We start from the raw sequence: 17,506 nt of genomic DNA, 5'->3' as shown, positions 1-17,506 counted from the left end.
GCGCGGCGGGATCCACCCACCCGGAGGACCCGGCGCGGGGCCGCACCCGGGTCGCGTGGACGGGCTCGGTCGATGTTGTCACCATGTGACCAGCACCGCAGCACGCGCGCTCCCCCCGGCGGGCGCGATCTGCAGACGAACGGTCCCGGGTCCGCGGGCCGACGAGGAGGTCGACGCCCGCATGGCCGCCTCGCGCCCCGTGGACGAGCGCGCAGACGCCGTCCCCGAGGTGGGCGCGGGGCTGCCGCCCGCCCCGCGCCGGCCCTCCCCCGGGCCCCGGGCCCGGCCGACCCCGCACCCGCGGGTCAGCGAGGAGGTCGCGCCCCCGGACGCCGGGCCCACCGGGCCCGCCGACGACACGGCGCCGGCCCCCGAGGCCGATCCGGAGGACGCCGCGCTGGTCGCCGAGGTCGCCGCGCTCGAGGAGTCGCTGCCCGCCGGCTCGGTGGACGTGTGGGGCCTGGTCCGGGACGCCCAGCGGGGGGACGCCGAGGCGTTCGGCCGGCTCTACGACCACTACGTGACGATGGTCTTCCGGTACCTGTACCACCGGGTCGGGGACCGGACGCTGGCCGAGGACTTCACCAGCGAGACCTTCGTGCGGGCGCTGCGGCGCATCGACTCGCTGTCGTTCCAGGGCCGGGACGTCGGTGCCTGGCTGGTGACGATCGCGCGCAACATCGTCCGCGACCACGTGAAGAGCAGCCGGTACCGGCTCGAGGTGAGCACCGCCGACATGCGGGACGCCGACCGCGCCACCGAGGGCCCCGAGGACGCGGTGGTCTCCCGGCTGACCCACGAGCAGCTGCTCGCGTGCGTGCGGCAGCTGGGCAGCGAGCAGCAGGAGTGCATCTCGCTGCGCTTCCTGCAGGGGCTGTCGGTGGCCGAGACCGCGGCGGTCATGGGGAAGAAGGACGGCGCCATCAAGGCGCTGCAGCACCGGGCGGTGCGCCGGCTGGCCGCCCTGCTGCCGGAGGGACTGCGGTGATCCCCGGCACGCGAGAGGGCGATCTTCCAGTTACTCACGCGTACCCCGTAACGGCCACCCGGGGCTCGTCGTTGGCTGTTCGGAGGCGGGTCGGACCAGGCCGGACCCGTCCCGGACCGACCGGAGAGACGCGATGACGACGGAGGACGGTGGGGCGCGGGTGCGCGACCGCCGCGCCGGCGTGCGCGACCGGGACGAGGTGGTCGTCGGCCGGCTCGGGCACCTCGCGGCCGCCCTCGACGACGAGCCCTCACCGGGCTTCCGCACCGCGACGCGCGCGCGGTTGGTCGCCATGGCCGCCGTCCGGTCGCCCGAGCCCGAGCGACCCGGCGTCGACCGGCGGCTGCTCCGCGGCCGCGCCGCCGACGGACCGCCGCCGCGCTGGCGCACCCGGGTCACCGCCGGCCTGGCCGGCGCGGCGCTGGCGGTCAGCGCGCTCGGCACCCTCGTCGCGCTCGCCGCCGACGCCGAGCCCGGCGACCTCCTCTACGACCTCAAGCGCGGCACCGAGCAGACCCAGCTGGCGCTGGCCGGGGACGACCGCGCGCTGACGCTGCTGCAGTTCGCCGGTACCCGGCTCGAGGAGCTCGCCGCCGCCCGGGACGACGCGGATCTGGTCCGCGAGACCCTGGCCACGATGGACGCCCAGACCGCCGAGGGCGCCGCCCTCCTGGTCGGCTCGGCCGTGGACTCGGGGTCGTCGGAGCCGCTGGACCGACTGGCCGGCTGGAGCGATGGGCAGGCGGCGGGGCTCGCCGCGCTCCGGCCCGAGCTACCGGCCTCGACCGCCGACGCCGCACAGTCCTCGCTGGAGCTGCTGGACGCCGTCCAGGCCCGCGTCGCCGCGGTCGAGGCCGCGCTCGGCTGCCCGGGGTCCCCGGCCCCCGTCGGCAGCGACGACCTCGGGCCCATCCCCGGCATCTGCCGGGCGGAGACCCCGAGCGCACCGCCCTCGGCGGGCGGCGGCCCCACGCCGGCGGCGCCGACAGCGACCCCGAGCACGGCGCCCGCGCCGCCCGCAGCCCCGCTCCCCTCGGCGGTCCCGCAGCCCGGCGGCGGGACCACCGGCCCCGACGGCTCGGATCCCGGCTCGGATCCCGGCTCGGGTTCGGCTTCGGGCTCGGGCTCGGGCTCGGGCTCGGACGGGCCCGGTGCCCTGCTTCCGTCGCTGCCCGCGCTGCCCTCGCGGCCGGCCGCGGCCACGCCGCCGGTACCGAGCCCGACGCCGGCCGCGCCGCGCACGCCACCGCCGCTGATCGATCTGCCGCTGCCCATCTGCATCCCGCGGCTGATCTGCTGACCGTTCGGGCGGAGGGCGCCGCCGCGGCCCGTTAGGGTCGACGCGGAGTGTGTCCGCTGCGCCCGGCGGCGGGCGCGGAGCCGAGGAGGTCGCCCGTGCCGGTCCTGCCCTTCCGCGGCCGCCGGGCCCCCGAGACCTCAGGTGCCGGCGAGGAGACGAGGGCGTCGGTCGCCGGTGCCGCGTCGGCCGCCGCGGCCGACGTCGAGCCGCCGCCGGCGGTGGTCCAGGACCTCGCCGCCGCCGCGTTCTTCGACGTGGACAACACGATGATGATGGGCGCGTCGCTGTTCTGGTTCGCCCGCGGCCTGGCCGCGCGGAAGTACTTCACCGCCCGCGACCTGGCCCTCTTCGCCTGGCAGCAGGCGAAGTTCCGCATGGCCGGCAACGAGAGCGCCGACGACATGCACACCATCCGGGAGAACGCCCTGGCCTTCGTGACCGGGCGGCCGGTGAGCGAGATCATCGCGGCCGGCGAGGAGATCTACGACGAGCTGATGGCCGACCGCATCTGGGCCGGCACGCGGGTGCTGGCGCAGAAGCACCTCGACGCCGGGCAGCGGGTCTGGCTGGTCACCGCCACTCCGGTGGAGCTGGCCAGCATCATCGCCCACCGGCTCGGCCTGACCGGCGCGCTCGGCACCGTCTCCGAGATCAAGGACGGCCAGTACACCGGGCGGCTGGTCGGTGAACTGATGCACGGCGAGGCGAAGGCCGAGGCGGTCCGCGCCCTGGCCGAGCGCGAGGGCCTGGACCTCTCGCGCTGCACCGCCTACAGCGACTCGTCCAACGACCTGCCGATGCTCACGCTGACCGGTACCGCGGTCGCGGTGAACCCGGACACCGAGCTGCGCGCGGTGGCACGCTCGCGCGGCTGGCAGATCCGGGACTTCCGGACCGGGCGCAAGGCCGCCAAGATCGGCATCCCCACGCTGGCCGCGGCGGCGCTCTCGGGCGGCGTGGTGGGCGGCGCGCTCGCCTTCCGCCGCCGCAAGCAGCCGCTCCTGCTGCCGCCCCCACCCCCGAAGCGCCTGCTGTCCCGGTTGTTCTGAGGAGCGGGGGCCCGAAGGGTCCCGCGACGAAGAACAGGGAGGCGCGGCACGGTGCCGGGGACGGCACCTGCGCGCGGAGCCCGACGCGCGGCGCCCTGCGAGTGGTCGTGCCCGGTGACGGGCCCGAAGGGTCCTCGCCGGGTGCGACGGACGGGATCAACGCACGCCGGGGACGGCACGTGGCCGCGGTTGCGGTCCGGAGAACCGCGATGACATCGGGCTCAGCCGAAGACGGAGGAGCGCTTGAGCAGGAGCTGGTAGAGCGACTGCTGGATCGTCTCGCGGACCTGGTCGGTCAGGTTGAACACCAGCATCGGGTCCTCCGCGGCGGCGGGCCCGTAGGACGCCGTCTCGATCGGCTCGCCGAACGCGATCAGCCACTTCGACGGCAGCGGCACCAGGCCGAGGGGCCCCAGCAGCGGGAACGTCGGGGTGATCGGCAGGTAGGGCAGGCCGAACAGCCGCGCGACGGTCTTCGCGTTGCCGATCATCGGGAAGATCTCCTCGGCCCCGACGATCGCGCAGGGGATGATCGGCGCCCCGGTGCGCAGAGCCGCTGTGACGAAACCCCCGCGACCGAACCGCTGCAGGGTGTAGCGCTCGCGGAACGGCTTGCCGATCCCCTTGAAGCCCTCGGGGAAGACGCCGACCATCTCGCCGTCGCTCAGCAGCCGCTCGGCGTCCTCGCTGCAGGCGAGCGTCGAGCCGAACTTGCGGGCCATCGCCCCGACGAACGGCAGCTCGAAGACCAGGTCGGCGCCGAGCAGCCGGAACCGGCGGTGCGCGGGGTGGTCGTCGTGCAGGGCGACGGTCGTCATCAGCGCGTCGACCGGCACGGTGCCGGAGTGGTTGGCCACGATCAGCGCGCCGCCGGTGTCCGGCACGTTCTCGACGCCGTGGGTCTCCACGCGGAACCAGCGGTTGAACAGCGGCCGCAGCATCGGCAGCAGCACGTGATCGGTGAGGTCCGGGTCGAACCCGAACTCGTCGGTCGCGTAGTCGCCGGTCAACCGGCGGCGCAGGAACTCGAGGACGTCGGTGAGCTGCTCGTCCCAGCTCGGGGCCGACGGCGGGGGCAGGTGCGGCTCGTCGTCGTCCGGCCGCAGCGGGATCACGCGCGCCTCAGGCATCGCGCACCGCCCGGAGGCCGGGCATGGGCGGCGACGGACGCAACCGGCCCCCCACCGAGGCGGCCGTGGAGCCCAGCCGCCCGATCACCTGCTCTGCTCGCGCGGCCACGCCGGCGACGAGGTCGGGCGAGACGACCGGCGGCACGGTCCGCGCGTAGTCCGCGAGCGCCTGCACGGTGGTGTACCGGGGGGTGTAGCCGAACTCGGTTCGGAGCACGGAGGTGTCCACGACCCGGCCGAAGTTGAGGAAGCGCATCTGCTCGGGGGAGTAGTCGATGAACCCGAACCGGCGGGTGAGCCGGCCGAGGGACCCCAGGGTCGGCGAGGGCAGCGGCACCTGGAGGCGGCCGAGCCGGCGGATCACCTGGGAGAGCAGCAGCGTCCCCTCGCCGCCGACGTTCATCGTTCCGGTGAAGTCCCCCGTGGTGGCGCGGGTCAGGACGGCGAGGGCGTCGTCCTCGTGCAGCAGCTGCACGCGAGCGTCGTAACCGAGCGCCGTCGGGACCACCGGCATCCGCAGGAAGCCGGTGAGCAGCGAGTCGATCCGCGGCCCGATGAAGTTGGTGAAGCGCAGCACCGTCACGCCCACGTCGGGCCGGCGGCGCGCGAAGGAGCGGACGTAGCCCTCGATGTCGAGGCTGTCCTTGGCGAAGCCCCCCGACGGCACCCGGCGCGCCTGCATCGCCTCCGTGAAGACGGCGGGGTCTCGCGGGGAGGCCCCGTAGACGGCGCTGGTGGACTTGAGCACCAGGCGGCGCACCGACGGCGCCCGCTGGCAGGCCGCCAGCAGCTGCATCGTGCCGATGACGTTGAGCTCCTTCATCGGCCCGCGCCCCCCGGACCCGGCCGGGGTGGAGCTGATGTTCATGTGCACGACGGTGTCGACGCCCGCTCCGGCGATGACCTTGCCGATCAGCGGATTGCGGATGTCGGCGCGGACGAACTCGGTGCGGCCCAGCCGGCGCAGCATGTCGGCCGAGGGGGGCACCGTGTCGACCCCGATAACCCGCCCGATGGACGGGTCGTGCGCGAGCTCGGCCGCCAGCGCGCCCCCGAGCCATCGGCTGACGCCGGTGACCAGGACGACCGCGGGCGGCACGAGCGTCAGCTCACTTCTTGTTGCGACGCTGGACGCGCGTCTTCTTCAGGAGCTTGCGGTGCTTCTTCTTCGCCATCCGCTTGCGGCGCTTCTTGATGACCGAACCCATGGTCTGTGCTCCCGACGTCTGCTGTTGCGGCACCGTGGCCCGGTGGCCGGGAGGTACCGCGGAGGGTGATCAGCTCGCAGTGGCCGGACGAGGGCGCACCCCCGAGCCACATCGAGTCGAGAGTACCCGGCACCCCCGCGGCGATGATGCCGCGGGAGCCGGAGACACCCCAGGAGAGCGACGGCCCGTGCTACCCGGCCCCGTTCCGCCGAGTGGGCCCCGGAGGGGTCCGCGTAGGTGGGACGGTGGGGCTCAGCCCGACCGGGGGACGGCACGTGGCCGCGGTGTCGTTCCGCCGAGTGGGCCCCGGAGGGGTCCGCGTAGGTGGGACGGTGGGGCTCAGCCCGTCCGGGGGACGGCACGTGGCCGCGGTGTCGTCCGGAGGACGACGGTGTGATCGCTCAGGCGATGTCGGTGTAGGCGTCGCGCAGGTAGTCCTGCACGGCGCGCTCCGGGACGCGGAACGACCGGCCGACGCGGACGGCGGAGAGCTCGCCGGCGTGGACGAGGCGGTACACGGTCATCTTCGAGACGCGCATCATGCTGGCGACCTCGGCGACGGTCAGGAAGGTGACCGAGGCGCGGGGGGCAGGGGCGGCCGGGCGGCCGACGGGCATGGCGGCCGGGTGGGCCGGGCCGACCGGACGGGCCATGGTGGCCGCCGAGACCGGGCGACCGACGGGCCGCGGTGCGGGGATGCCCGGACGGGGGGCGTACTGCTGGGCGGAGTGGCGCTGGGGCATGGTCACGATGTCGTCTCCGGACTAGCACGTATCGGGCGCCGGCTTCCCCACCGGCTACGGGACACGCACGTGCTGATACAGAGAGTAGGGGGGCCGCCGTGACTGATGCGACGTATGAAACGGACATGCGGACCGGTCCGTCCTCGGCAGAACTACACCTATGTAGCTCTGTCGACATGTGTCCGGGCGAGTCGCACCGACCCCAGGCGTGACACGTGCCGCAGCCTCCCCACGCGCTCGCCGTCGGCCGCTAGTCTTCCGGGTTCGGCGCGGCGCCCAGCTCGCGCGACCGGGCGCACGAGGCCTCGGCGGCGGCGACCAGCGCGGCGCGGACGCCGAGCCGGTCGAGCTCCCGGATCGCGGCCGCCGTCGTCCCCCCGGGGCTGGTGACCGCCTCCCGCAGCTGGACCGGGTGCTCGCCGGAGTCCCGCAGCATCACCGCCGCGCCCAGCGCGGTCTGCACCACCAGGTCGGTGGCCAGCGACCGGGACAGCCCCAGGAGCACGCCGGCGTCGACGAGGGCCTCCACGGCGTAGAAGAAGTAGGCCGGCCCGCTCCCCGACAGCGCGGTGACCGCGTCCTGCTGGGCCTCGGGCACCCGCCGGACCTGACCGACGGCGCCGAGGAGCTCCTCGGCGCGGTCGAGGTGCTCCCCGCCGGCGTGCGCGCCCGCGGAGACGACGCTCATCCCCTCCCCCACCAGCGCCGGGGTGTTCGGCATCGCCCGGACGACGGGGACGCCGGGCGGCAGCGCCGCCTCGATGCGGGACGTCGGGACGCCGGCGGCCACGGAGAGGACGAGGTGCGCCGGGTCCACGGAGCCGGCCAGCAGACCGAGCAGCGCGTCGACGTCCTGGGGCTTCACCGCCAGCACCAGGACCTCGGCCCGGGCCAGGGCCTCGGGCACCTCGAGCACCTGGACGCCGTGCCGGGCGGCGAGTTCGGCGGCCCGCTCCGCGCTGCGCTCGCAGACGACGACGTCCGCGGCGCCGAGCCGGCGGACCAGGCCGGCCAGCAGCGCCTCGCCCATCCTGCCGCCGCCGAGGACGGCCACCCCCGACCGCCGCGCTCCCTGCGTCATCGCGTACTCCCACCCTCCGGCTCCGGCTCGTGCTCCGGCCGCAGGTCGGCGGCGCGCGCACGGTGCGAACGGTAGCCGGGGGCCGCCGCAGGACCGGGTGTGCCGTGCCAGGCGCCGGGGTAGCCGCCGCCCCATGGCGGACGAGCTGAACGGGATGAGGATCGCGGTGCTGGCCACCGACGGCGTGGAGCAGGTCGAGCTGGAGCAGCCGTGGCAGGTGCTGGAGGAGGCCGGTGCGGAGCCCGAGCTGATCTCGCTGGAGGGCGGCGAGATCACCGCGTACCAGCACATCGACAGGGGCGACCGGAAGAAGGTCGACACGACGGTGGCCGACGCCGACCCCGACGACTACGCCGCGCTCGTGCTGCCGGGCGGGGTCATCAACGGCGACTTCGTCCGCGCCGACGCCGACGCGGTCGCCTTCGTGAAGGCATTCTTCGACGCCGGGAAGCCCGTCGCCGCGATCTGCCACGCACCGTGGGTGCTCGCCGAGGCCGGCGTCCTCCGGGGGCGCCGCCTGACGTCCTGGCCGTCCCTGCAGACCGACCTGCGCAATGCCGGCGCCACGTGGGTCGACGAGGAGGTCGTGGTCGACGGCACGCTGGTCACCAGCCGCAAGCCCGACGACCTCGAGGCCTTCGGCGCCGCGATCGTGGAGGTCTTCGCGAAGGCCGACGAGATCGCGGACGACGACGAGGAGTGACGCGGGCCCCGGCCCCTAGGAGCTGCCCAGCAGGGCCGCGGCCGGCGCCACGGTGAGCAGCGTTCCGGCGAACACCAGGACGACGACCAGCCGCAGCCCCAGCGCCTCGCCCCCGAACCGGTGCCGCCACGCGCCGACCGCGCCCACGAGCGCCGTGACGGCCAGCGGGGCGATGAGGACCGTGACCCGCGGCAGCTGCTCCCAGAGCACGGTGAACAGCAGGTAGATGCCCACCCCGCCGGCGAGGGCGACGACGAGCTCGCCGGCGAAGCGCAGCCACGCGAGGGCGCCGCCGGCCGGCTCGTCGTCCAGCAGCGGCGGGTCGTCGTCGCGCACGACGGGGATCGGGCCGGTCGACGGATCCGCGCCGTCCGGGCCGGAGGCGCCGGGCACCCCGGGCTTGCGCGAGGTCCGCAACCCCGAGATGGCCGCCGTCGAGGGCCCCTCGGGCGCCCGGCCCCGGGGGACGGCCAGGTCGGCGGTCGGCCGGGCGGAGCCGCCCAGCGGATCGGCCGGCGTGCGGACCCGGGCCTTCACGGGGTCGGCGGGCGGGATCGGCGGCGTCTTGCCGGTGTCGGCCGCGCGGCGGCCGAAGGGCGCCGCCTCCGCGACCCGGCCGGTGTCGGCGTCCCCGCCGTCCCCGCCGCGCGTGCCCCGCTGCCGGACGGCGGGCTGCTCGCCCGTCTCACCGCGGCGGCGGCGGCCCGTCCGGGGGGAGTCGACCCCGGCCTCCCGCAGGATGTCCGCCAGCGACCGGCCCCCGGTCTCGGGGTCCCTGCGCGGGTCGGACATCACAAGCCTCCCAAGGAGTCCAGCCGCCGGAGGATGACGCCCTCCCGCAACGCCCACGGACAGATGCGGACGAACGGTACGTCCAGGACCCGCATCGCGGCCTGCGCCACCACGGCGCCGGCGGGGACCTGGTGCGCGCGGTCGGGCGACACGCCGCGCAACTCGGCCAGCGCGGAGCTCTCGATCCGCGCGACGAACCCCAGCAGCTGCCCCAGCCCGACGGTGGAGAGCTCCCGGGGCACCCGCAGCCCCGCGGAGTAGGGCGCCGCGCCGGTCAGCCGGGCGAGAGTCCGGAAGGTCTTGCTGGTCGCGACGACGAGGTCCGGCTCGCCCACCGCCCGCAGCTTCTCCGCGGCCGGCTCCAGCAGGTCCTCGGCGTGGAGCCTTAGCTCGTCCAGGGCGGCCAGGTCCGGCCGGCCCCCGCGCGCGGCGGCCGGCAGGAAGCGGCGGGTCATCCGGCCCGCCCCCAGCGGCAGCGACAGGGCGACGTCGGGGTCTTCGTCCATCCCGGCCGCGAGCTCCAGCGACCCGCCGCCGATGTCGAGCACCAGCAGCCGCCCGGCGCTCCAGCCGAACCACCGGCGGACGGCGAGGAAGGTCAGCCGCGCCTCGTCCTCCCCGGTGGTCACCTGCAGGTCGACGCCCGTCTCGGCCCGCACGTTCTCCAGCACCTCCAGGCCGTTGCGGGCGTCCCGCACCGCCGAGGTCACCAGGCCCAGGAGCTCCTCGCAGCCCAGCTCCTCCGCCTGGTCGCGCGCCTCGCGCACCGCCTTGACCAGTGCCTTCTCCCCCGCCGCGGACAGCAGGTCGTCCGCGCCGACGTGCTCGGCCAGGCGCAGCAGCCAGCGGTCGTCGTGCGTGGGCGTGGGGTGCCCGCCGCGGTGGGCGTCGACCACCAGCAGGTGCACGGTGTTCGATCCGACGTCCAGCACCCCGAGCCGCATGCGGTCAGTCTGCCCGGCGTGCCGTCCGGCGGCCGCGCGGGCGGTCCCTGGCGCGCCCGTCCCTACTCTGGGGCCGTGCTGCACGAGAGCCCGGCCGGGGTCCCCCCCGAGGTGGACCCCGACTTCGCCCGGGAGTGGCTGGAGTTCCCCGACCCCGCCGACCCCGGCCGGGTGGTCCGGGCGGACCTGACCTGGCTCACCTCGGCCTGGACCTGCGTGTTCGGCCGCGGCTGCGCCGGGGTCGTCGAGGGGCGGGCCGACGACGGCTGCTGCAGCCACGGTGCGTTCTTCAGCGAGGCCGACGACCTGCTCCGCGTGACGGCGGCGGTGGCCGAGCTCACCGACGAGGACTGGCAGCTCGCGCCGGTCGGGCGCGGCGCGTGGACCGAGGTGGACACCGCCGACGACCCGCCGGACCCCGATGCCGGGGCCGACACGGAGGACGCGGCCCGGTCCGTGCGCACCCGCCTGGTCGACGGCGCCTGCGTCTTCCTCAACCGGCCCGGCTTTCCCGGCGGGGCGGGCTGTGCCCTGCACCGGATGGCGCTGCGCGAGGACCTGCACCCGCTCACCACCAAGCCCGACGTGTGCTGGCAGCTACCGGTGCGCCGGGAGCAGGAGTCGGTGGAGCGGCCCGACGGCAGTCGGGTGCTCGTCACGACGCTCGGCGAGTTCGACCGCCGCGGCTGGGGCCCAGGGGGCGCCGACCTGCACTGGTGGTGCACCGGCTCCCCCGCGGCGCACGTCTCCCGCGAGCCGATGGTGCTCACCTACGCCGCCGAGCTGACCGCACTCATCGGGGCGGCCGCCTACGCCGAGCTCCGGCGGCTGGCCGAGGTGCGCCTGGACCTGGGCATGGTCGCCCCGCACCCGGCCAGCCCGGCGCCCGTCCCGGTGGTGCTGCAGGTCCGTCGTCCGGGTGGAACCGGAACGTCAGAGGTGCGGGATCGCTGACCTGCGCGGCGGCGCCACTACCCTCTCGGCAGACCGACCGACGAGTGAACGGCGAGGCCAGTGACCGAGGACCACGCGACCGCGGGCCCTCCCCCGGCTCCTCCTGCCGCAGGGCGGGCCGCTGCGCCGTCGGACAACGCGCTCAAGGCGCTGGTGCGCATCCCGGTGTTCCGCCGGCTCTGGCTGGCCATCACCGTCTCCAGCCTGGGCGACTGGCTGGGCCTGCTGGCGACCACCGCGATGGCCCAGCAGCTCACCCGCGAGGAATCCCTGGCCGTCCAGGGCGCGGCCATCTCCGGCGTCATCCTCACCCGACTGCTGCCCGACCTGCTGCTCGCCCCGCTGGCCGGCGCCTTCGCCGACAAGCTCGACCGCCGCGTCACCGCGGTGATCGGTGACCTGCTGGCCCTGACGCTGTACCTGTCGATCGCCTTCAGCTACGAGCTGACCTGGCTCTACATCGCCCAGTTCCTCGTCGAGGCGGTCGGGCTGTTCACCAACCCGGCCAAGCAGGCGATGCAGGTCGCGATCGTGCCGCGGGAGCGGCTCGCCGTGGCCAACCAGCTGATGCAGTTCTCCATCTACGGCGCCGTCCCCATCGCCGCGCTGGCCTTCGCCCTGCTCTCGACGCTGACCCGCGCCGTCTCCGACGGCCCCGGCGCGGAGCAGACGGCGATCCAGGTCGCGCTCGTGTTCGACGCCCTGACCTACGGCGTCACCGCCTCCACCATCTTCCTGTCCCGGCACCTCATACCCGGGCGAGCCGCCGAACGCAGCGAGTCGAGCAACGTCTTCACGCTGGTGGCCGAGGGGGTGCGGTTCCTCCGCAGCCAGCCGCACATGCGGGCGCTCTACATCGGCACGATCGGCGCCTTCGGGGCCGGCGGGCTGATCATCGGCGTCGCCCAGCTCTACATCGCGACGCTGCGGGCGGGGCCGGCCGGTTACGGCATCCTCTTCGGCATCGTCTTCACCGGGCTGGCGCTCGGCATGCTGGTGGGCCCGCGGATCCTGCCGACCGTCCCCCGGCGCACGCTGTTCGCCCGCGCGATCGGCATGGCGGGCGTGTTCCTGCTGGCGATGTCGCTGCTGCAGGACTTCGTCCTGGCCACCGGGGCCGCCTTCTTCGTCGGCCTGTTCGCCGGCATCAGCTGGATCATCGGCTACACCCTGATCGGCCTCGAGGTGGAGGACCGGCTGCGCGGCCGGGTGTTCTCCTTCGTCGTCTCGTCCGTGCGCATCGTGCTGCTGCTCGCGGTGGCGATCGGGCCCGGGCTGGCCGGCGTCCTGGGCTCGCACGACATCGGGATCGGCGACCTGGTCTTCAGCGTCACCGGCCCGGGGCTCACCCTGCTGGTCGGCAGCGCCATCGCGCTGCTGGTCAGCGTCTACGCGACCCGGCAGGTGGCACCCCGGCACCGCGGCCGCTCGCGGATGCTGCTGCGCCTGCTGTGGGGCGCCTCCGACATCCTCACCGTCGCGCCCCGCTCGGCCGGGCTCTTCGTCGTGGTCGAGGGCGCCGACCGGGAGCTGACCCGCCGCTACACCGAGTCGCTGGCCGAGGTGGTCCGCGACCGGGGCTGCCCCGTCGTCGTCACCTCCGAGCCGAGCGACACCGACCTGGGCCGCCGGGTCGGCCGGTTGCTGTACCCGCCGCCGGCGGCGACGTCGCACGAGCCGGGATGGCCGACGCCGGCCGCGCCACGGGCCGGCACCGAGGACGGCCCGCGGGTGGAGGCCTACACCGCGGCGCTGCTCGCGGCGGCCGACCGGGCCGAGCACGTCGCCACGGTCATCCGGCCGGCGCTGGCGGCCGAGCAGGTCGTGCTCAGCGCGCACTACGTCGACGCCTCGATGGCGTTCCACGGTGCCGGTCAGGGCCTCGACGCCGACCGCATCCTGCGGACGTCGATGTGGGCGACGCGCGGCCTGCTGCCCGACCTGACCGTGGTCGTGGACGCGCCGGTCACCGAGGCGCCGGCCGACGCCGACCCCGCCGCGGTGCGCCGGGCGTTCCTCGAACGGGCCGAGGCCGCGCCCGACCGGTACGTCGTCGTGGCCGGCGGGCGGCTCGATCTCGAGCTGAGGGCGACCGGCTCGATGGTCACCCTGGCCGTCCGGGAGCGGCTGGCCACGCTGCTGGCACTGCGCATGCCCGGCGCCACCGCCGTCCGGCCGGGCACGGCGGCACCGGCGCCGGTGGCCGACCCCGCGCGCTGAACCGGTCCCGCTACGCCGCCGCGTCGTCCCCGGCGGCCTCGCGGCGCACGGTGCGGAAGGTCTGCCGGAACGCCCGCGGGGAGACCCCCCGCCGCCGGGTGAACTGCTCGCGGAAGCCGGCGGCGGTGCCGAAGCCGACCAGCCGGGCGATCTCCTCGACCGGGGCGTCGCTCTCCTCGAGCAGCGCCTCGGCCGCGGCCAGCCGCCGGCCGAGCAGCCAGGCGTGCGGGGTGGTGCCGGTGGTCGCCTTGAACCGCCGGGCGAAGCTGCGCGGGCTCATCAGGGCCCGCCGGGCCAGCACCTCCACCGTGATCTCCTCGCCCAGGTGGCGCACCGCCCACTCGAGGACGACCCCGAGCCGGTCGTCCTCGCACGCGGCGACCGGCGCGTCGATGAACTGCGCCTGGCCACCGTCGCGGTGCGGCGGCACGACCATCTCGCGGGCCAGCGCGTTCGCCGCCGCCGAACCCCACTCCCGGCGCACGAGGTGCAGCATCGCGTCGACGCCGGCGGCCGTGCCCGCGCCGGTGATGACCTGGCCGCAGTCGACGTAGAGCACCGCCGGGTCGACGTCGACGGCCGGGTAGCGGGCGGCGAGCTCGCCGGCGTAGCGCCAGTGGGTCGTGGCCCGGCACCCGTCGAGCAGGCCGGCGGCGGCGACCGCGAACGCCCCCGTGCAGTGGCTGACGATGATCGCGCCGCGGGCGTGTGCGGCGCGCAGCGCGTCCAGCAGCTCTGCCGGCGGGGCCACGTGGATGCCCTCCCAGGCCGTCATGAGGAGGACGTCGGAGACGGCCAGCCGCTCGAACCCGTGCTCGACGGTGATCGGCAGGCCGATGTCGGTGCGCAGCACCCCCGGCGCCTCGCTGACCAGCGCGAAGTCGAAGCGCGGCAGGCCCATGTGGGTGCGGTCGTAGCCGAACACCTCCGCCGCGACCCCGATGCCGAAGGTGCCCATGAGCCGGTCGGCCACGATCGCGCTGACGACGATCGGCCGCTGCGTGTCGGTCATGACGCCACTATGGCAGGAATGACGCGATCGGTGTCACTCCCGCCACTCGTCGGCGGGACGTCCGCCGGACAGGCTGATCGCATGTTGCTGATCACCTGCCCCGTCACCCGGACCGACGAACTGGTCGCCGACCGCCGGATCCGGTCGGTCACCAGCCACCCGACCCACCTGGCCATGGCCGTGGAGTGCCCCGCGTGCGGGAGCGTGCACGTCTACCGGACGGGCCGGCGCTGGGAGGAGGCCCGCCGCCGCGTCGCCGAGTCCGGCACCGCTCGCGCCGCCACCGCCGCCGCGACCGCCGCCTCGGCCCGCGCTGCGCACGAGCTCACCCGCGCCTAGCATCGAACACATGAGCGAAGCCAACAGCACCGAGAAGGACCCGCAGGACTGGGTGACCGGCGACGAGCCGGCCACCGGCGCCCAGAAGAGCTACCTCGGCACCCTGGCCCGCGAGGCGGGCGAGGAGGTGCCCGACGACCTCACCAAGGCCGACGCCTCGGTGCGGATCGACGAGCTCCAGGAGGAGACCGGCCGCGGCCGGTGACCCGGCCTCAGGCCTCGAACTTGTAGCCGAGACCGCGGACGGTCACGAGGAACTCGGGGTTGGCCGGGTCCGGCTCGATCTTGGCGCGGAGCCGCTTGACGTGGACGTCGAGGGTCTTGGTGTCGCCGACGTAGTCCGAGCCCCAGATGCGGTCGATCAGCTGGCCGCGGGTCAGCACCCGCCCGGCGTTGCGCAGCAGGAGCTCGAGCAGGTCGAACTCCTTCAGCGGCAGCGACACCGGCCGGCCGGCCACGGCGACGACGTGCCGGTCGACGTCCATGCGCACCGGACCGGCCTCCAGCGCCCCGTCGTCCGTCACCTCGGGCTCGCCCCGGCGGCGCAGGACGGCGCGGATCCGGGCGACGAGCTCGCGCGCGGAGTACGGCTTCGTGACGTAGTCGTCGGCGCCGAGCTCGAGCCCGACGACCTTGTCGATCTCGCCGTCCTTCGCGGTCAGCATGATGATCGGCACGTTGCTGCGGCTGCGCAGCGTCCGGCACACCTCGGTGCCGGAGAGGCCGGGCAGCATGAGGTCGAGCAGGACGATGTCCGCGCCCTGCCGGTCGAACTCCTCGAGCGCCTCCGGTCCGGTCGCCGCGACGACGGCGTCGAAACCCTCCCGTCGCAGCATGTAGGACAACGCGTCGGAGAAGGACTCCTCGTCCTCCACCACCAGCACCCGGGTCATGTCCGTCCTTCCGTGGGTCCGCCCGCGGTCGAGGCGACGGACGTGGGTGAGCCGGGACCGGAGGCCCCGGGAAGAAGCTCGTCGGCGGGCGCGGCGTCCGGGGCCCCGGCGGGTGCGGGCTCGGTGCCCGGGCTGCCCGCCAGCGGGATGCGCAGGGTGAACGTGGACCCCAGCCCCTCCTCGCTCCACACGGTGACCGAGCCGCCGTGGTTGCTGGCCACGTGCTTGACGATCGCCAGCCCGAGGCCCGTGCCGCCGGTGCTCGAGGCGCGGGACTGGTCGACCCGGTAGAAGCGCTCGAAGACCCGGGAGCGGTCCTCGCGGGGGATGCCGATGCCGCTGTCGGTCACCGCGATCTCCGCGAAGCCCGAGCGGGCCCGCGCCGCCACCGCGATGCGCGTGCCCTCCGGGCTGTAGTGGACGGCGTTGGCCAGCAGGTTGGTCACCGCGGTCGTCAGCTGCGCCTCGACGCCGCGCACCACCAGCCCCTGCTCGCCGCCCACCACGAGGTCGATCCGCTTGGCCGCCGCGGCAAGGCCCGTGCGATCGGCCGCCTCGTGCAGCACGGTGTCGACGTCCACCGGCGCCAGCTCGGGCAGCGGGTCCCCGCCCTGCAGTCGGGAGAGGTCGATGAGCTCGCGGACGAGCCGGGCCAGCCGGTCGGCCTCGTGCGACATGCGGGCGGCGAAGCGCTGCACCGTCTCCGGGTCGTCGGCGGCGTCCTGGACGGCCTCGGCCAGCAGCGCCAGCGCACCCACCGGCGTCTTGAGCTCGTGCCCGACGTTGGCGACGAAGTCCCGCCGCACCTCCTCCACCCGGCGCGCCTCGGTGACGTCCTGCAGCACCAGCGCGACCGGGCCGGGCACCGGCGCCGGGCCGCTCTCCAGGCGCACACCGTGCACACCGACCAGGCGCGGCCCGGAGCCGACCAGGTCACCGGGCAGGGCGACGTCGGCCCGGCGGCTGCCGCCGTCGCGGACGTCGCGGACGACGTGCAGGAGCTCGGGCACCAGCAGGCGCGTGCCGCGCACGATGCCCAGGGCCCGGGCGGCCGGGTTGGCCAGCACGACGGCCTCGTCCACGTCCACGACGACCACCGCCGGGTCCATGAGATCGACCAGCCGCCGGGCGAGCAGCTGCTCGATCGTGGGCTCGGGGTGCACCGGCGCAGGTTCCTCGGCGAGTCGACGGCGCGTCACGACGACGACCGCGACCAGGGCAGCACCCAGGACGAGGCCGGTCACGAGGGCGACCAGAGGGCTCACGCGGCCGATGCTAGGCCGCGCCCGACCCCCGTCATCCCCCGTGCGAGTGGCGCCACGACCGGGCGGCCGGACTGTTCACGTGCCCGTGCCCCCGCGTTCACCTCGCAGGTCGGACGGCGTCGGGGGGCCCGGCCTACCCTCGGTTCCTGAGTGCGGGTGCCGGAACACCGGGCCCACCCGAGACCGCCCCGGCCCCGGCCGCGGGCCGGCGAGGAGGAGTCAGCCGTGCGCGAGCACTACCGCGAGGAACTCGAGGACATCAACGCCTCCCTGGTCGAGATGGCCAACTCGGTGGGCTCGGCCATGAGCACGGCCACCACCGCCCTCCTGGACGCCGACGTCGCCCTCGCCGACCGGGTCATCGCCGGCGACGAGCACATCGACGCGGTGCGGGAGAGCATCGAGCAGCGCTGCTTCGCCCTGCTCGCCCGGCAGCAGCCGGTCGCGACCGACCTGCGCACCGTCACCGCGGCCATGCGGATCGTCGCGGACCTCGAGCGCATGGGCGACCTCGCCGTCCACGTCGCCAAGGTGGCGCGGATGCGGTTCCCCGACCCCGCGGTGCCGCAGGAGGTCCGCCCGCTGTTCCTGGAGGCCGGCCACATCGCCGAGGGCCTGGTCAGCAAGACCGCGACGGTCATCGCCAAGCTCGACGTCGAGGCCGCCGCGCAGCTCGAGGCCGACGACGACCTCATGGACCGGATCCACCGGCAGCTGTTCACCGAGCTGCTCGCCGACACCTGGCCGCACGGCATGGAGCAGGCGATCGACGTGACGCTGCTCGGCCGGTACTACGAGCGCTTCGCCGACCACGCCGTCAGCGTGGCCCGCCGCGTCGTCTACCTGGTGACCGGCGAGATGGAGATGCGCGGCTCCGTCTGAGCG

The 17,506-nt window shown here is 75.2% G+C and carries 19 protein-coding genes; 9 read left to right on the top strand and 10 right to left on the bottom strand.

Translation table 11 applies throughout. The features are described from left to right. Positions 1-181: 181 nt before the first annotated feature. From BMY88_RS05470 to BMY88_RS05460, 3 genes are all read left to right on the top strand, one after another. Positions 182-988 carry a sigma-70 family RNA polymerase sigma factor gene (locus BMY88_RS05470; protein ID WP_091941026.1) on the top strand — a complete coding sequence of 269 codons (807 nt, stop codon included), beginning with the start codon at positions 182-184 and terminating at the stop codon, positions 986-988. Positions 989-1,121: 133 nt separating this feature from the next. Next, complete coding sequence (locus BMY88_RS05465) at positions 1,122-2,288, top strand: DUF5667 domain-containing protein (protein ID WP_091941024.1); 1,167 nt, start codon at positions 1,122-1,124, stop codon at positions 2,286-2,288. Positions 2,289-2,383: 95 nt separating this feature from the next. Next, on the top strand, positions 2,384-3,337 hold the full coding sequence (locus tag BMY88_RS05460) for an HAD family hydrolase (RefSeq protein ID WP_091941022.1): 954 nt from the start codon (positions 2,384-2,386) through the stop codon (positions 3,335-3,337). Between the two features lie 221 nt (positions 3,338-3,558). Here the strand turns inward: BMY88_RS05460 and BMY88_RS05455 are convergent, their stop codons facing one another. The 5 genes from BMY88_RS05455 to proC all read right to left on the bottom strand — a co-directional run bounded on the left by BMY88_RS05455 (position 3,559) and on the right by proC (position 7,499). Beyond that, the gene (locus tag BMY88_RS05455; protein WP_091941019.1) at positions 3,559-4,467 is read right to left on the bottom strand and encodes a lysophospholipid acyltransferase family protein; all 909 of its coding nucleotides are present in this window, start codon (positions 4,465-4,467) and stop codon (positions 3,559-3,561) included. Continuing rightward, positions 4,460-5,566 carry an NAD-dependent epimerase/dehydratase family protein gene (locus BMY88_RS05450; protein ID WP_091941017.1) on the bottom strand — a complete coding sequence of 369 codons (1,107 nt, stop codon included), beginning with the start codon at positions 5,564-5,566 and terminating at the stop codon, positions 4,460-4,462. Before BMY88_RS05450 ends, BMY88_RS05455 begins: the two co-directional genes overlap by 8 nt. A 10-nt stretch (positions 5,567-5,576) precedes the next feature. Beyond that, on the bottom strand, positions 5,577-5,675 hold the full coding sequence (locus BMY88_RS05445; protein WP_012854759.1) for a 30S ribosomal protein bS22: 99 nt from the start codon (positions 5,673-5,675) through the stop codon (positions 5,577-5,579). 401 nt (positions 5,676-6,076) lie between these two features. After that, positions 6,077-6,418: a helix-turn-helix domain-containing protein gene (locus BMY88_RS23725; protein WP_170860994.1), complete on the bottom strand. Its 342-nt coding sequence runs from the start codon at positions 6,416-6,418 to the stop codon at positions 6,077-6,079. A gap of 250 nt (positions 6,419-6,668) precedes the next feature. Next, complete coding sequence (gene proC, locus BMY88_RS05435) at positions 6,669-7,499, bottom strand: pyrroline-5-carboxylate reductase (protein ID WP_091941015.1); 831 nt, start codon at positions 7,497-7,499, stop codon at positions 6,669-6,671. A gap of 133 nt (positions 7,500-7,632) precedes the next feature. On the opposite strand from proC, the gene BMY88_RS05430 reads away from it, so the two are divergent. Next, complete coding sequence (locus BMY88_RS05430; RefSeq protein WP_091941013.1) at positions 7,633-8,202, top strand: type 1 glutamine amidotransferase domain-containing protein; 570 nt, start codon at positions 7,633-7,635, stop codon at positions 8,200-8,202. 15 nt (positions 8,203-8,217) lie between these two features. On the opposite strand, the gene BMY88_RS05425 is transcribed toward BMY88_RS05430, so the two are convergent. Together BMY88_RS05425 and BMY88_RS05420 are read right to left on the bottom strand one after the other, a co-directional pair. Then, complete coding sequence (locus BMY88_RS05425; protein WP_091941012.1) at positions 8,218-8,994, bottom strand: hypothetical protein; 777 nt, start codon at positions 8,992-8,994, stop codon at positions 8,218-8,220. Further along, the gene (locus BMY88_RS05420) at positions 8,994-9,938 is read right to left on the bottom strand and encodes a Ppx/GppA phosphatase family protein (protein ID WP_091941010.1); all 945 of its coding nucleotides are present in this window, start codon (positions 9,936-9,938) and stop codon (positions 8,994-8,996) included. The genes BMY88_RS05425 and BMY88_RS05420 overlap by 1 nt, the downstream gene beginning before the upstream one ends. Positions 9,939-10,013: 75 nt before the next feature. Between BMY88_RS05420 and BMY88_RS05415 the strand changes: the two genes are divergently transcribed. Beyond that, on the top strand, positions 10,014-10,892 hold the full coding sequence (locus BMY88_RS05415) for a DUF3109 family protein (RefSeq protein WP_091941008.1): 879 nt from the start codon (positions 10,014-10,016) through the stop codon (positions 10,890-10,892). A 60-nt stretch (positions 10,893-10,952) separates the two neighbouring features. Further along, complete coding sequence (locus BMY88_RS05410) at positions 10,953-13,112, top strand: bifunctional MFS transporter/dTMP kinase (RefSeq protein WP_091941005.1); 2,160 nt, start codon at positions 10,953-10,955, stop codon at positions 13,110-13,112. Between the two features lie 10 nt (positions 13,113-13,122). Here BMY88_RS05410 and BMY88_RS05405 read toward each other — a convergent pair whose 3' ends face one another. After that, a complete protein-coding gene (locus tag BMY88_RS05405; protein WP_091941003.1) occupies positions 13,123-14,124 on the bottom strand; it encodes a helix-turn-helix domain-containing protein in 1,002 nt (333 codons plus the stop codon). An 81-nt stretch (positions 14,125-14,205) separates the two neighbouring features. Between BMY88_RS05405 and BMY88_RS05400 the strand changes: the two genes are divergently transcribed. Both BMY88_RS05400 and BMY88_RS05395 read left to right on the top strand, forming a co-directional pair. Then, positions 14,206-14,463, top strand: coding sequence for a hypothetical protein (locus BMY88_RS05400; RefSeq protein ID WP_091941001.1), 258 nt, complete (start codon positions 14,206-14,208; stop codon positions 14,461-14,463). Positions 14,464-14,473: 10 nt separating this feature from the next. Continuing rightward, positions 14,474-14,668: a DUF3072 domain-containing protein gene (locus BMY88_RS05395; protein WP_091940999.1), complete on the top strand. Its 195-nt coding sequence runs from the start codon at positions 14,474-14,476 to the stop codon at positions 14,666-14,668. A 7-nt stretch (positions 14,669-14,675) separates the two neighbouring features. Here BMY88_RS05395 and BMY88_RS05390 read toward each other — a convergent pair whose 3' ends face one another. Both BMY88_RS05390 and BMY88_RS05385 read right to left on the bottom strand, forming a co-directional pair. Continuing rightward, on the bottom strand, positions 14,676-15,356 hold the full coding sequence (locus tag BMY88_RS05390; RefSeq protein ID WP_091940997.1) for a response regulator transcription factor: 681 nt from the start codon (positions 15,354-15,356) through the stop codon (positions 14,676-14,678). After that, positions 15,353-16,621, bottom strand: a complete 1,269-nt coding sequence (locus BMY88_RS05385) for a sensor histidine kinase (RefSeq protein WP_091940995.1) — start codon at positions 16,619-16,621, stop codon at positions 15,353-15,355. The genes BMY88_RS05390 and BMY88_RS05385 overlap by 4 nt, the downstream gene beginning before the upstream one ends. A 225-nt stretch (positions 16,622-16,846) precedes the next feature. Between BMY88_RS05385 and phoU the strand changes: the two genes are divergently transcribed. Next, the gene (gene phoU, locus BMY88_RS05380) at positions 16,847-17,503 is read left to right on the top strand and encodes a phosphate signaling complex protein PhoU (RefSeq protein WP_091940993.1); all 657 of its coding nucleotides are present in this window, start codon (positions 16,847-16,849) and stop codon (positions 17,501-17,503) included. Positions 17,504-17,506 lie beyond the last annotated feature (3 nt).

The sequence above is a fragment of the Trujillonella endophytica genome (assembly GCF_900110555.1).
Taxonomy (GTDB): Bacteria; Actinomycetota; Actinomycetes; order Mycobacteriales; family Geodermatophilaceae; genus Trujillonella; species Trujillonella endophytica.
Note: the sequence above shows the minus strand (reverse complement) of the source record. Positions and strands in the feature narration are given on the sequence as shown.